The organism is Massilia arenae (assembly GCF_008014745.1).
Taxonomy (GTDB): domain Bacteria; phylum Pseudomonadota; class Gammaproteobacteria; order Burkholderiales; family Burkholderiaceae_D; genus Telluria; species Telluria arenae.
In genome coordinates this window covers 120,276-133,986 of sequence record NZ_VPFD01000017.1, presented here as the reverse complement: position 1 = coordinate 133,986, position 13,711 = coordinate 120,276, and the positions used below count along the sequence as shown (strand labels likewise).

Genomic DNA, 13,711 nt, shown 5'->3' with positions numbered 1-13,711 from the left:
CGGAGGCACCTATCTGACCCACGTGCTCAGCGGCACTCGAGTCGTTCGGCATCACTCCGCCCGACCGCTTCGTCGCCATCATAGACCAGCTCCGCTGCGGTACCTTCAATATACGAGAGTCGAATTGTTTGACAACATTCACGGCTGAGCCGTTAATTCGACGCTGACCCTAATTATCCGTAGAGTAATTGGCCAATAATTCGACTCCGACCCTATTTATTTGCGGGCCGAATTTGAGAAATTGCTCAATAATTTTACTCTGACCCTAATTGGGGTTAGAAGAATTGGCGCCAGTCGGCGAGCCAGGGGGGGAAGGCGGTGGCTTCCATGGGGTTGGCGATGTGGTAGCCCTGGGCGTAGGTGCAGCCAAGGCTTTGGAGGAAGTCCCAGTCCTGGCGGGTTTCGACGCCGACGGCGACGGACATGCGGTCGAGGCTGTGGGCCAGGTTCAGGCAGCTGCGCAGGACTGTGCCCAAGGGGCGGCGTTTCGAGGCGCCGTCGACGAAGCTGCGGTCTATTTTCAGTTCGGTGAAGGGGATGCGCGCCAGTAGTTGCAGGTTGGATCTTCCTGTGCCGTAGTCGTCGATCGCCAGGCCGAAGCCCATCATGCGCAGGCGGACCAGGCGTTCGATGAAATCGGGGTTCGTGTTCAGGACCGACGATTCCGGCAGCTCGAAGGTGATGTAGTCGGGCAGGACCTTGTGGCGCTCCAGCGAGGCCACGATCTGGCGTACGAAGGCCGGATGGGCCAGCGTTTCGGGGGCGATGTTCAGCGAGATCGGGACCGGGATGCCCTGCTCCTGGAACCAGCGGCAGCGCTCCACCGACAGCTCGATCATGCTCCAGTCCAGGAAGTCGATGCGGCCGCTTTCTTCCAGCGCTTCCATGAAGGATGCGGGGCCCAGCACGCCGTGCTCGGGGTGGCGCCAGCGGGCGAAGGCTTCCAGGCCTTTCACCTGGCCGGTCGCGAGCTCGATCTTGGGCTGGAAGAAGGGCTCGAACTGGCGCTTCTGCAGGCCGATGCCGATCTGCTGGAAGGTGAAGCGCGGGCCGCCCGGCTTGCGCGGTGGACGCGCCAGCGGGGCGTAATTGTCGAGCAGCGGTTTCAGTTTGGGGGCGGTTACCGGCCTGGCGATCACGCCCAGCAGCTCTACGCCGTAGGCCTCGGCCAGGGTCTCGACCGAAAACAGCAGGTCGGCGGGCTGCGCGCCTGTTACCACCAGGCGCGCCGGCGTTTGAATCTCTCCCAGCTTGCGGATCAGCTCAAGGCCATCCATGCCCGGCAACGCGAGATCGATGATGGCGATGTTCACCGCCGGCGCCAGGCCGGCTTCCAGGGTCTGCAGCGCGTGATGCCCGTCCGGCACCTCGGTGACGCGGCTGGCGCCGAGCTGGCCCAGCAAGTCCACCAGCGCCCTGCGCTGGGCCGGGTCGGCTTGTGCCACCAAAAAATGCAAATGCGCGATGTCCATCGTTGCTCCAGTTTCCCAGCCGCCAGCCTACGCGATGCGCGGGAAGCCGTCCATATTTAAGCTACATCTGCTGCTGGCGCAGTCCTTCGAAGAAGCACACAGCCGCGCAGGCGGCGACGTTGAGCGACTCGACCTGGCCCGCATGCGGCACAGCGACCCGGTGCGTGGCGAGCTTCAATAATTGATCCGACACGCCCTGCCCTTCGTGACCCAGCACCCAGGCCACCGGCCGGCTCAGGTCCATCGCGTACAGCCGCTCGGCCGCATAGCCGCTGGTGGCCAGCACCGGCACCGTGGCGCCCTGCACCAGCGGCGCCAGCTCCACCCCCTCGAAGATGTCGAGCACGAAGTGCGCGCCCATCGCCGCGCGCAGCACCTTGGGCGACCAGCAGAAAGCGGTGCCGGGGCTGCAATAGACCTGCTTGATGCCGGCCGCCGCCGCGCTGCGCAGGATCGAGCCGACGTTGCCCGGATCCTGCACGCCGTCCAGCAGCACGCTCGATCCCACCAGGGCCGGCGCCGCCGAAGGCTGCGGCGAATCGATCATGAACAGCAGATGCACGCCATGTTCGACCTGGCTGACGGCGTTGAACAGCGCGTCGGGCAGCGCCGTCACCGGCGCATTCCGGTCTTCACAGCGAGAGACGATGGCCTGCACTTCACGGTTGCCGAGCGCGCCCTCCGACACCACGCAGTGGCGCGGCGCGCCGCGCAGGTCGAGCCAGGTCTGGCACAGGTGCACGCCGTCGAGCAGGCTTTGCCCGGCCTTGCGCCGCGCCTGCGAGCTGGTGGCCAGACTTTTCAGGTCTTTGTAGAACGCGTTGTCGCGCGAAGTGATGGTTTTCATACTGCTTATGCTTCAATCAGTTCAGCAAACAGGTCGACCTGCAGCATATTGCGCACCGGCGCGAACGAACGGCGGTGCGCCGGTGAAGGGCCGTGCAGGCGCAGTCGCTCCAGGTGCAGCGCCGTGCCGTAACCCTTGTGCTGGTCGAAGCCGTATTGCGGGTAAAGGTCGTGCAGCCGCACCAGCGCGGCGTCGCGCGCCGTCTTGGCCAGGATCGAGGCGGCCGAGATGGCGTTGACCTTGTCGTCGCCCTCCACGATCGCATGCGCGCGCACGTCCATCTGCGGGCAGCGATTGCCGTCGATCAGGGCCAGCGTCGGCAGCGTGTGCAGCGCTTCCACTGCGCGCCGCATCGCCAGCATGGTCGCCTGCAGGATGTTGATGCTGTCGATCTCTTCGCACGAGCATTCGGCGATGGCCCAGGCCAGCGCATGCTCGCGGATCAGCGGCGCGAGCTGGTCGCGGCGCGCCTCGCTCAGTTTCTTGGAATCGCGCAGGCCCTCAATCGGCCGCAGCGGATCGAGGATGACGGCGGCGGCGAACACCGGCCCGGCCAGCGGACCGCGCCCGGCCTCGTCGACACCGCAGACGATATCGAGCTCGGTGAACGGCCGCAGCCTGGGCGGCAGGCCAGGATACAGATTGACTTTCTTCTTCCTCATGTCAGCTCACGCGGCCCTGTCCAATGACGCGCAACACGGCCTCTGCGCTCTCGCGCGCACTATCGCGCAGCAGGCTGTGGTGCATCTCCAGGAAGCGCCCGGCCAGCCGTTCGCGTCCGGCCGCATCCTGCAACTGGGCCCACACCGCGTCGGCCATCGCTTCCGGCGTGGCCGCATGCTGGATCAATTCCGGTACCAGGAATTCGCGCGCCAGGATGTTCGGCAGGCCGATCCAGGGCTGGTAGCCCATGTGACGCATGATCGCGTACGACGCCGCCATCACTTTATACGCGATCACCATCGGCTTCTTGAACAGCGCCACCTCCAGGGTCGCGGTGCCGGAAGCGACCAGCACCGCGTCGGCGGCGGCGATCGCCGTGTGCGAGCCGGCGGCGGTCACCTGCAGTTCGACGTCCTGCAAGCCCGCCTTGACCACGAGCTCGTCGAAGTAGGCGCGCTGGCGTTCGCCGACCATCGGCACCACGAAGGTCAGGCCCGGATCGCGCGCGGCCAGCAGTTTGACGGCGCGGATGAACGGCTCGGCCAGGTATTTCAGTTCACCCATGCGGCTGCCCGGCATCACGGTCACCACGCGCGCAGCCGGATCCAGGCCGAGCGCGCGCCGCGCCGCGGCGACGTCCGGCACCAGCGGGATGGTCTCGGCCAGTGGATGCCCGATATACGTCACCGGTACGTTAGCCTCGCGATAGATCGCTTCCTCGAACGGGAAGATCACCAGCATGTGCGAGACCGCGCGCTGGATCTTCTTGATCCGCCCGCCGCGCCAGGCCCAGATCTGCGGCCCGATGAAGTGCACGGTCGGAATGCTGGCGCTGCGCAGCTGCTCTTCGAGGCCGAGATTAAAGCCAGGATAGTCGGCGCCGATGAAGGCCGCCGGCCGCTCTGCGATGAGACGGTCGCGCAGCCGGCTCTGGATGCGTTTCAGTTCAGGGTAGCGGGGAATGACTTCGAACAGGCCACGCACCGTGAGCGTATCCATCGGGACCTCGCTCACGAAGCCCTGCTCGATCATGCGCGGCCCGCCGATGCCGTGGAAGCGCGCCTGGGGCAAATGCGGCCGCAGGCCGGCCAGAAGGCGCGCGGCGAGCATGTCGCCGGACGCCTCGCCGGCCACCAACGCCAGCGAAACGTCGTTGTTCATCTCGTTAGCGGACGATGCCACGGGTGGCGGTGCCGAGGAATTCGCGCAGCAGGCGAATGTCTGCGCTGGCCGCCGGCAGGCGCTCTTCTTCGGCCAGGAGCGCCGTCTTGGCTTCTTCCAGCGTCAGGTTCGAGCGGTACAGCAGCTTATAGGCGCTGCGAATGCCGTCCAGCTGTTCACGGCTAAACCCGCGGCGCTTGAGGCCCTCGAGGTTCACGCCGCGCGCGCCGGCCGGATTGCCGGAGACGAGCACATAGGGCGGCACGTCCTGGGTCAGGCTGGTGTACATGCCGATGAAAGCATGGGCGCCGATCTTGCAGAACTGGTGCACGCCGGCGTAGCCCGACAGGATGGCCCAGTCGCCCACCTGCACATGGCCCGCGAGCTGGGCGTTGTTCGAGAAGATCGTGTTGCTGCCCACCTGGCAGTCGTGCGCCACGTGGACGTAGGCCGAGATCCAGTTGTCGCTGCCGACGCGGGTGACGCCTTCGTCCTGGACCGTGCCCAGGTTGAAGGTGACGAATTCGCGCACCGTGTTGCGGTCGCCCACTTCAAGGCGGGTCGGCTCGCCGTTCCACTTCTTGTCCTGCGGCGCGCCGCCGATCGAGCAGAACTGGAAGAACTTGTTGTCCTTGCCGATCGTCGTGTGGCCTTCGATGACCACGTGCGGGCCGACCACGGTGCCGGCGTCGATGCGCACATGCGGCCCGACGATCGAATACGGGCCGACCTCGACCGAGCTGTCCAGCTCGGCCTTCGGATCGACGATCGCGGTCGAATGGATTTTACTCATCTGGCTCTCCTTACTCGGCCGCGCTTTCAGGGCCTTTCATGGTGGCTTCGGCGGCGCCGCGGATGGTGCACATCAGCTCACCCTCGACCGCCACCTTGCCGTCGACGGTCGCCACCGCCTTGTACTTCCAGATGCCGCGCGAGACGCGCAGGATCTCGACTTCCATGCGCAGCTGGTCGCCCGGCTCGACCGGACGCTTGAAGCGCGCGTTGTCGATGCCGACGAAGTACACCACCGAGTTTTCGTCCGGCTTGACGTTCATGGTCATGAACGACAGGATGGCCGCGGTCTGCGCCATCGCTTCGATCATCAGCACGCCAGGCATCACCGGCTTGTGCGGGAAGTGGCCGTTGAAGAATTCTTCGTTGACGGTGACGTTCTTGATCGCGACGATGCGCTTGCCCAGTTCGACGTCCAGCACGCGGTCGACCAGCAGCAGCGGATAGCGATGCGGCAGGTATTCCTTGATCTGGGTGATGTCGAGGGTCTTGAGTTCTGGAGTGGTCATTTTTGTTCTGTCAGGTTTCTGATGGTTTTCTCGAGCGTGCGGATCTTGGCGCGCATCGAATCGAGATTGCGCACGATCGCGGCGCTGCGCTCCCATTCGGCGTTCTTGGCCAAGGGGTAGAAGCCGGTGTACTGGCCCGGTTCGAGAACCGAGCGCGACACCATGCTGCCCGAGGAAATATGGACGTTGTCGGCGATTTCGAGGTGGCCCAGCACCATGGCGGCGCCGCCGAAGGTGCAGCGGCTGCCGATTTTCGCGCTGCCAGCCACACCCACGCAGCCGGCCATCGCGGTGTGCGCGCCGATGCGGCAGTTGTGGCCGATCTGGATCTGGTTGTCGAGCTTCACGCCGTCTTCGATCACGGTATCGTCCAGCGCGCCGCGATCGATCGTGGTGTTGGCGCCGATGTCGACGTCGTCGCCGATCAGCACGCGGCCGGTCTGCGGGATCTTGATGTAGGCGCCGGCTTCGACGGCAAAGCCGAAGCCGTCAGTGCCGATCACCGCGCCGGAATGCAGGATGCCGCGCTTGCCGATACGGCAGCGCGCATGGAAGGTCACGTTCGCGAACAGCTGCGTGTGCTCGCCGATCGCGGCCTCGCGTCCGATGAAGCAGCCGGCGCCGATCACGACGTGGGCGCCGACAATGGCGCCCTCCTCGATCGTCGCATGCGGCCCGACGTGCGCGGTCGGATCGACCGTGGCGCCGGGATCGACCACGGCGCTCGGATGGATGCCGGGCGCCGGCGCCTGTTCGGTAAACGACACGAAATACTGCGCCGCGCGGGCGAAGTAGGCGTAAGGGTTGGTAGTGACGATGCGCGCGCCTTCATAGGTCGCGGCCACCGTCGGATCGTCCAGCGGCGACAGGATCAGTGCCGCGGCCTGGCTCTGCGCGGCCAGTGCGCGCAGCTTGCTGTTGCTAAGGAAGCTGATGTGCGAAGCGCCGGCGCTGTCCAGGGGGGCGATCGCCTGGACCTCGAGGTCCGGGTTGCCCACCAGCTGTCCGCCGAAGCGCTCGACCAAATCGCCCAGTCGAATGCCCATCTCGGTCTTTCCAGTGTAAGTCAAAATCGGTACTGCTTTACTTGTCGAGCAGCTTGAGGATCTTGTCGGTGATGTCCACGCGCGGGCTGACCCACGCCGCCTCGACCAGCACGGCGTCGAGTTTTTCCTGTTCCGCGACCTGCTCGACCAGCTTGTAGGCCTTTTGCGCGATCGCGGCGCGTTCTTCGTTCTTGCGCTGCTGCAGGTCTTCCTGGAACTCGCGCTGCATGCGCTCGACGTCCTTCTGCATGTTGTACAGCTCGCGCGCGCGGCGCGTGCGGTCCAGCTCATTCAGGCCCGCCGCTTCGGCGTCGAACTTCTCGGACGTCTGCTTGTACTTGCCGACCATCTCTTCGACCGCCTTCTGGCGCTTCGAAAATTCAGCGGTCAGCTTGGCGTCTGCCGCCTTGGCCATCTTGGAGTCGGTCATCAGGCGCTCGGTGTAGACAAAGCCGATGCGGCTGATGGTCGCCTGCGCCTGGGCCAACGGCGCAATGGACACTCCGACGACCGCAGCCAGCACCAGCGAGGCGCCGAGCGCGGGTCGAACCGTGGACTTGCGTCCACCAGGCAGCGAGTCAATCAGATTTTTCAACATAAAGTCTCTCGCAATCGTTCTTCAGGTCGCAGCGGTCCGCTTAGAAGCCGGTACCCATCTGGAACTGGAAGCGCTCCAGGCGGTCGCCCGGCAGCGAATTCAGCGGCTTAGCATAACTCAACTTGAGCGGACCGACCGGGGAAATCCAGGACAGGCCGATACCGGCCGAGTAGCGGAACTCGTCGAAACGGATCTTCGCGTCTTCCTGGAACACCTGGCCGCCGTCGACGAAGGTGAACCAGCGCAGGCTGCGGTCGGTGCCGCTGCCCGGGAACGGGAACTGCAGCTCGGCGTTGCCGATGATGCGCTTGGAGCCGCCGATCGCATCGTAGTAACGCGGATCGACCACGCCCAGCGACGAACTCTCGTAGCCGCGCACCGAACCGATGCCGCCCGCGTAGAAGTTCTTGAACACCGGATAGGCGCTGCCGCCGATGCCCTTGCCGTAGTCGAACTCGCCGCGCAGGGCCAGGGTCATCCAGCGGGTCAGCGGCTTCCACCACTGATGCTCGTAGACCATCCGGTAGTACTTGGCGTCGCCGATCGCATCGATCTCGAAGTTGGCGCGCTGGAAGCGGCCGCGAGTCGGGGTCACGGCGCTGTCGCGGGTGTCGCGGCCCCAGGCCGCGGTCAGCGGGATCGCATTGGTGGTGGCCTTGCCGATGCCGCTGGCCGGGCCGCCGTTCTGGCGCACGAAGGTCTGGTAGACCGTCGGCGAGGTCTGGTCGGTTTCCAGCTCGGTGCGTTCCAGGCCGGCGCCGAAGTAGACGGTGTCGGATTCGGAGAACGGCACGCCGAAGGTCAGGTTGCCGCCCATCTGCTTGACGGTGTAGGAACCGATGTTCAGCGCCGGCGGACGCGAGGTGCGCAGGTACAGCGAGAAGGCGCGCGAGATGCCGTCATCCGTGAAGTACGGGTTGGTCTGCGAGAACGCGATCGTGCGATTGTACTTGCTGGTGTTCAGCTCGATGCCGACCGTGTTGCCGCTGCCGGCGAAGTTGGCCTGCGAGATCGACGCGGTGAAGGTGAACTTCTCGGACTGCGAGAAGGCGCCGCCGATCATGAAGTTACCGGTCGGTTTTTCTTCGACCGCGATGTTCACGTCGACCTGGTCCGAAGTGCCTGGCGACTCCGGCGTCTCGACCTTCACGTCCTTGAAGTAGCCGAGGCGGTCGACGCGGTCGCGCGAGAGTTTGACGCGGTTGGCGTCGTACCACGAGCTTTCGAACTGGCGGAATTCGCGGCGGATGACTTCGTCGCGGGTGACCGTGTTGCCCGAGATGTTCATGTGGCGCACGTAGGCGCGCTTGCCCGGATCGACGAAGAAGGTAAACGCGACTTCGCGCTTCTCGCGGTCGAGTTCCGGGTTGGCCGTCACGTTGGCGAAGGCGTAGCCGTAGGTGCCGAGGCGGTCGGCGATGAACTTGTTGGTCGCTTCCTGCAGGTCGCCGACATAGGTTTTGCCCGGCTGGAGCACGATCAGCTCCTTGAGCTCTTCCTCGCGGCCGAACATCTCGCCTTCGAGCTTGACGCTCGAGACGGTGTACTGCTCGCCCTCGGTGATGTTGAGGGTCAGGTAGATGTCTCGCTTGTCCGGGGTGATCGAGACCTGGGTCGATTCGACGTTGGCTTCCAGGTAGCCGTGGTTCAGGTACCAGGACTTGATGGTCTCCAGGTCGCCGGTCAGCTTTTGCTTGGAATACTGGTCGGCCTTCGAGTACCAGGTGAACCAGCCCGACGGGCGCAGTTCGAGCAGCTGGCGCAGCTGCTTGTCGGAAAAGGCCTTGTTGCCGATGATGTTGATGCCCTTGATCTTGGCGACATCACCCTCGTCGATATTGAACATGACCGTCACGCGGTTGCGCTCGATCGGGGTCACGGTGGTGGTGATCTTGACGCCGTACAGGCCATGCGACAGGTACTGGCGCTTGAGCTCTTGTTCGGCGCGGTCGACCGAGGCCTTGTCGAAGATGCGAGTCTGGGCCACGCCGATCTCGGACAGCGCCTTGACCAGCATGTCTTTTTCGAATTCCTTGGTGCCGGTGAAATCGACCGACGAAATCGCCGGGCGTTCCTCGACCAGTACCACCAGCACGCCATTTTCTTCCTCAAGGCGGATGTCCTTGAAGAAGCCGGTGGCGTACAGTGCCTTGATCGCGCTCGATGCCTTGGCGTCGTCGAAGGTCTCGCCCACGCGCACCGGCAGATAGCTGAACACGGTGCCGGCTTCGGTCCGCTGGATGCCTTCGACCCGGATATCCTTGACGACGAACGGGTTGGCGGCCAGCGCATTGCTTGCGCACAGGGTCAGCACGGCCGCGCCGATCAAGCTGCGACGAATGAACGGCAGGGCAAAACGATCTGGTTGTGATTTCATTGGCTGGATCAAAGGGTCAGTCATTTGGACAACGATTGCATATTATTCTGTGCCGGGAATTGCACGCCCGATTCCGGGAGCGCATGCGGGCCGCTAAAGCAGCCGCACCAGGTCATTGAAGACGGCGAGCGCCATCAGCATGAACAGCAGGCCGACCCCGGCGCGCTGCGCGAACTCTCCGACGCGCGCAGGAAGGGGACGCCCGGTCAAAACTTCCAGCGAATAATACAGTAAATGGCCACCATCCAGAACTGGAATTGGTAACAAATTCATTACTCCTAAGCTGATACTAATAAAGGCGATGAACTGTAAATAGCTTACGAGACCTATTCTTGCAGTCTGTCCGGCATAATCGGCGATGGTAATGGGACCCGTCACATTCTTCCACGACGCTTCCCCGGTAATCATCTTCCAGATCATCTTGAGGGTCATCACGCTGGTGTCCCAGGTGCGCTCGGCGCCGCGCGCGATCGCCTCGAACGGGCCCGAACTCACGGTGATCATCTCCGGGGCCTGGGCCACCATGGCCTTGATCACGCCGCGGCCATTCGCATCCGGCTCCGGGGTCAGGGTCAGGGCCACGGGGCGTCCGGCGCGCTCGACCTCGATCGCCATCGGCTTGCCTGCAGATGCGCGCACGGCCTCGATGAAGGCGATGCCATCGACGACGGGCTGGCCGCCGGCGCGCAGCACCAGGTCGCCGTCGCGCAGGCCGGCGCGCTGCCCTGCCCCATCCGCGATCACCTTCTCGATGCGCGGCTGCGGGCGCCACAGGTCCAGGCCCAGTTCGGCCATCACGTCGGTCTCGACGTCGAGCCGGCCGATCACCGCCGCCGGCAAGGTCGCACTATAGACGCCGCCGTTGGCGCCGCGCAGTTCGAGGCGAGCGTCGGATTTATCGACCGCCGCCTGCAAGACCTGCCAGCGCAACTCGGTCCACGAACGCACCTCGCTGCCATTCACCGCCACCACGGTATCGCCGCCGCGCACGCCGGCCTTGGCCGCCTCGGATGCCGCCGGGGCCTCGCGCAGGCGCGCCGAAGGCTCGTCCACGCCATGCATATACAGCGCGGCCATCAGGCCGATCGCGAGCAGGAAGTTGGCCAGCGGGCCGGCGGCCACGATGGCGATCCGCTTCCAGACGTTCTGGCGCGTGAATTCGCGATCCAGGTCGGCGTCGCTGGTCGGCGCGGTCTCGGGGTCGCGCGCGTCGAGCATCTTGACGTAGCCGCCCAGCGGCAGCGCCGACAGCGCCCATTCGGTCTGGTCCTTGCCGAAGCGGCGCGACCAGACCACGCGGCCCATGCCGACCGAGAAGCGCAGCACCTTGACGCCGCAGGCGCGCGCGACCAGGTAGTGGCCCAGTTCGTGGATCACGATCAGGGGACCGAGCGCCAGCACGAAGGCCAGCACGGTGTAAAGCATGGTCATGGTGCGCTCCGTGGGATCAGCGCTGCAAGCCTGAAGCGAGGTTCGATACGGCGTCGGCGGCGGCCGCGCGCGCGCGCGCGTCCTGGGCCAGCACCGCCTCGATCGACGGGGCCGGGCCGTGCGGCACGACGTCGAGCGCGTGGCGAATCACGCGGTCGATGTCGCGGAAACCGATGCGGCGCTCGAGGAAGGCCTGCACCGCCACCTCATTGGCCGCGTTGAGCAGGGCCGGCGCGGTGCCGCCCGCGCGCAGCGCATCGAAAGCGAGTGCCAGGCAGGGGAAGCGTTCGAAGTCGGGCGCGAAGAACTGCAGCCCGGCCATCTGCGTCAGGTCGAGCTGGGCCACGCCCGAATCGATCCGCTCCGGATAGGCCAGCGCATTGGCGATCGGGGTGCGCATATCGGGGTTGCCCAACTGGGCCAGCACCGAGCCGTCCACATACGAGACCATCGAGTGGATCACGCTTTGCGGATGGATCACGACTTCGATCTGGTCGGCCGGCGCGCCGAACAGCCAGTGGGCCTCGATCACTTCGAGGCCCTTGTTCATCATGGTGGCCGAATCGACCGAGATCTTGCGGCCCATGACCCAGTTCGGGTGCTTGCAGGCTTCGTCGGGGGTCACGCTGTCGAGCGTCTCGACGGCGCGGTTCAGGAACGGGCCGCCGGATGCGGTCAGCAGGATCTTTGCCACGCCCGAGGCGGCTGGAACGCGCGCATACGAGGACGGCAGCGACTGGAAGATCGCATTGTGTTCGCTGTCGACCGGCAGCAGGGTCGCCTTGTGTTCGCGCACGGCGTCCATAAACAGCTGGCCCGACATCACCAGAGCCTCTTTATTGGCCAGCAGGATCTTCTTGCCGGCGCGCGCCGCGGCGAGCGTCGGCGCCAGGCCGGCGGCGCCGACGATGGCGGCCATCACGATGTCGGTGTCGGCGCTGGAGGCGATATCGCACAGCGCCTGCTCGCCATATTCGACACCCGTCGGCAGGTCGGCGATCAGTGCCGCGAGCTGCGCGGCGGCTTCAGGGCTGCCGACCACGGCGCGCTGCGGGCGATACTTTCGGCAGGCTGCGGCCAGTTCTTCCACGCGCGAATGCGCGCTGAGGGCGTAGACGCGGTAGCGGCCTGGATGGCGCGCCACCACGTCGAGGGTCGAGGCGCCGATCGAACCGGTGGCGCCAAGGATGGTAATGCCTTGCATGGAGACTTCCTTCTAGAGCCGGGTGGCGATCAAAGCCGCCAGCGGCAGGACCGGCACGAGTGCGTCGATCCGGTCCAGCACGCCGCCGTGGCCAGGCAGCAGATTGCTGCTGTCCTTCATGCCGGCACGGCGCTTGAGCTGGGATTCGAACAGGTCGCCGACCACGCTGGCGACGACGATGAGGGCGATAACGCCGAGCATGCCAGCCCAGCCGAAGCTGGCCTGCACGCGCACCGCGAAGGTATTGGCGAGAGCCTCGCCGCCGAACAGGACGGTGAGCGAGGCCAGCAGCACGGTCACGATGCCGCCGCCGATGGCGCCTTCCCACGACTTGCCGGGCGAGATCGACGGCGCCAGTTTATTCTTGCCGAAGGTCTTGCCGCACACATAGGCGAAGATGTCGGCCGACCAGACGATGACGAGCACCGACAGCAGGAACAGGGCCGAGTACTGGAACAGCATGACGATGGCGGCGAAGCAGGCCACCAGCGAAATCGCGTACAGCAGGCTCAGCAGCGTGTTCGGGGTGCTGGCCAGCGGCGGCAGGCCGAGCTTGAGCGTGGGCGCGAAGCGCAATGCCCACAGCAGCGCGCCGATGGCGAACCAGAAGGTCGGATCGCCCTGCTCGCGCATGAAGAAGGCATAGGCGAAGGCCAGGGTCCAGGCCACCGCGATCGCCACCGCGCTCTTCGCGCCCGGATTAAACAGGCGGAAACACTCCCAGATCGCCGCCCCGAAGAACACCGAAGCGACCACCGCGAACGCTGTGGGGTTATTGGAGTACAACACCGGCAGCAGGACTGCCAGCAAAACGAGCGCGGTGACGATCCGGGTCTTGAGCATCAGTTGGTCTTCTTCGCTACTTGGGCGCTGGTCTGGCCGAAGCGCCGTTCGCGGCCCTGGAACGAGGCGATCGCCTCATCCAGCGCTTCGGGCGTGAAATCTGGCCAGAAGGTGCTTGTGAAATGCAGTTCGGCATATGCCAGCTGCCACAACAGGAAATTGGAGATGCGTTCCTCGCCGCCGGTCCGGATGAACAGGTCGGGTTCGGGCGCATACGCCATCGCCAGGTGCGGAGCCAGCATTTCCTCCGTAAATTCGGTCACGCCGGGGTTGGCCTGCACCATCTTCCCCGTTGCCTGCATGATATCCCAGCGGCCGCCATAGTTGGCGCACACGGTGACGGTCAGGCGGGAGTTGCCGGCGGTGCGGCGCTCGGCATTGGCGATCATCTCTTGCAGCTTGGCGTCGAAGCGGCTCAGGTCGCCCACGACTTTCAGGCGAATATTATTGGCGTGCATCTTCGAGACTTCGCGTTCGAGCGCCGTCACGAACAGGCGCATCAGCAGCGAGACTTCGTCGGCCGGGCGGCGCCAGTTCTCGGACGAGAAGGCGAACAGGGTCAGGTACTCGACCCCGCGCAGCACGCAGGCTTCGACGATGCCGCGTACGGCTTCCACGCCCTTGACGTGGCCGGCGACGCGCGGCAGCAGGCGTTTGGTGGCCCAACGGCCATTGCCATCCATGATGATGGCGACGTGGCGCGGCACGGCGGGCGTCTCGGGAACGGCGGTGGTCGAACTTTTGAACATCTTGTATCCAGCAGTGCTG

The 13,711-nt window shown here is 65.1% G+C and carries 13 protein-coding genes; all 13 read right to left on the bottom strand.

Annotation, left to right across the window (positions count from 1 at the left end):
* Positions 1 to 275: 275 nt before the first annotated feature.
* The 13 genes from FVD38_RS16745 to uppS all read right to left on the bottom strand — a co-directional run bounded on the left by FVD38_RS16745 (position 276) and on the right by uppS (position 13,692).
* A complete protein-coding gene (locus tag FVD38_RS16745) occupies positions 276 to 1,472 on the bottom strand; it encodes an EAL domain-containing response regulator (protein WP_147935862.1) in 1,197 nt (398 codons plus the stop codon).
* A 61-nt stretch (positions 1,473 to 1,533) separates the two neighbouring features.
* On the bottom strand, positions 1,534 to 2,319 hold the full coding sequence (locus FVD38_RS16740) for a TrmH family RNA methyltransferase (RefSeq protein ID WP_147935861.1): 786 nt from the start codon (positions 2,317 to 2,319) through the stop codon (positions 1,534 to 1,536).
* A 5-nt stretch (positions 2,320 to 2,324) separates the two neighbouring features.
* Positions 2,325 to 2,981 (bottom strand): ribonuclease HII, encoded by a 657-nt coding sequence (rnhB, locus tag FVD38_RS16735; RefSeq protein ID WP_183407474.1) that lies wholly within the window; start codon positions 2,979 to 2,981, stop codon positions 2,325 to 2,327.
* A gap of 1 nt (position 2,982) precedes the next feature.
* Entirely contained in the window at positions 2,983 to 4,143 is a 1,161-nt protein-coding gene (gene lpxB / locus FVD38_RS16730) for a lipid-A-disaccharide synthase (protein WP_147935860.1), read from the bottom strand.
* 4 nt (positions 4,144 to 4,147) lie between these two features.
* The gene (lpxA, locus tag FVD38_RS16725; protein ID WP_147935859.1) at positions 4,148 to 4,936 is read right to left on the bottom strand and encodes an acyl-ACP--UDP-N-acetylglucosamine O-acyltransferase; all 789 of its coding nucleotides are present in this window, start codon (positions 4,934 to 4,936) and stop codon (positions 4,148 to 4,150) included.
* 10 nt (positions 4,937 to 4,946) lie between these two features.
* On the bottom strand, positions 4,947 to 5,444 hold the full coding sequence (gene fabZ / locus FVD38_RS16720; RefSeq protein WP_147935858.1) for a 3-hydroxyacyl-ACP dehydratase FabZ: 498 nt from the start codon (positions 5,442 to 5,444) through the stop codon (positions 4,947 to 4,949).
* Positions 5,441 to 6,490, bottom strand: coding sequence for a UDP-3-O-(3-hydroxymyristoyl)glucosamine N-acyltransferase (lpxD, locus tag FVD38_RS16715; RefSeq protein ID WP_147935857.1), 1,050 nt, complete (start codon positions 6,488 to 6,490; stop codon positions 5,441 to 5,443). The genes fabZ and lpxD overlap by 4 nt, the downstream gene beginning before the upstream one ends.
* A gap of 37 nt (positions 6,491 to 6,527) precedes the next feature.
* Entirely contained in the window at positions 6,528 to 7,088 is a 561-nt protein-coding gene (locus FVD38_RS16710; protein WP_147935856.1) for an OmpH/Skp family outer membrane protein, read from the bottom strand.
* Between the two features lie 40 nt (positions 7,089 to 7,128).
* Entirely contained in the window at positions 7,129 to 9,465 is a 2,337-nt protein-coding gene (bamA, locus tag FVD38_RS16705) for an outer membrane protein assembly factor BamA (protein WP_123070386.1), read from the bottom strand.
* Between the two features lie 93 nt (positions 9,466 to 9,558).
* A complete protein-coding gene (gene rseP, locus FVD38_RS16700) occupies positions 9,559 to 10,896 on the bottom strand; it encodes an RIP metalloprotease RseP (RefSeq protein WP_147935855.1) in 1,338 nt (445 codons plus the stop codon).
* A 16-nt stretch (positions 10,897 to 10,912) separates the two neighbouring features.
* Positions 10,913 to 12,100, bottom strand: coding sequence for a 1-deoxy-D-xylulose-5-phosphate reductoisomerase (gene ispC, locus FVD38_RS16695; RefSeq protein ID WP_147935854.1), 1,188 nt, complete (start codon positions 12,098 to 12,100; stop codon positions 10,913 to 10,915).
* A 12-nt stretch (positions 12,101 to 12,112) separates the two neighbouring features.
* On the bottom strand, positions 12,113 to 12,943 hold the full coding sequence (locus FVD38_RS16690) for a phosphatidate cytidylyltransferase (RefSeq protein ID WP_147935853.1): 831 nt from the start codon (positions 12,941 to 12,943) through the stop codon (positions 12,113 to 12,115).
* A complete protein-coding gene (gene uppS / locus FVD38_RS16685) occupies positions 12,943 to 13,692 on the bottom strand; it encodes a polyprenyl diphosphate synthase (RefSeq protein ID WP_147935852.1) in 750 nt (249 codons plus the stop codon). The genes FVD38_RS16690 and uppS overlap by 1 nt, the downstream gene beginning before the upstream one ends.
* Between the last annotated feature and the right edge of the window lie 19 nt (positions 13,693 to 13,711).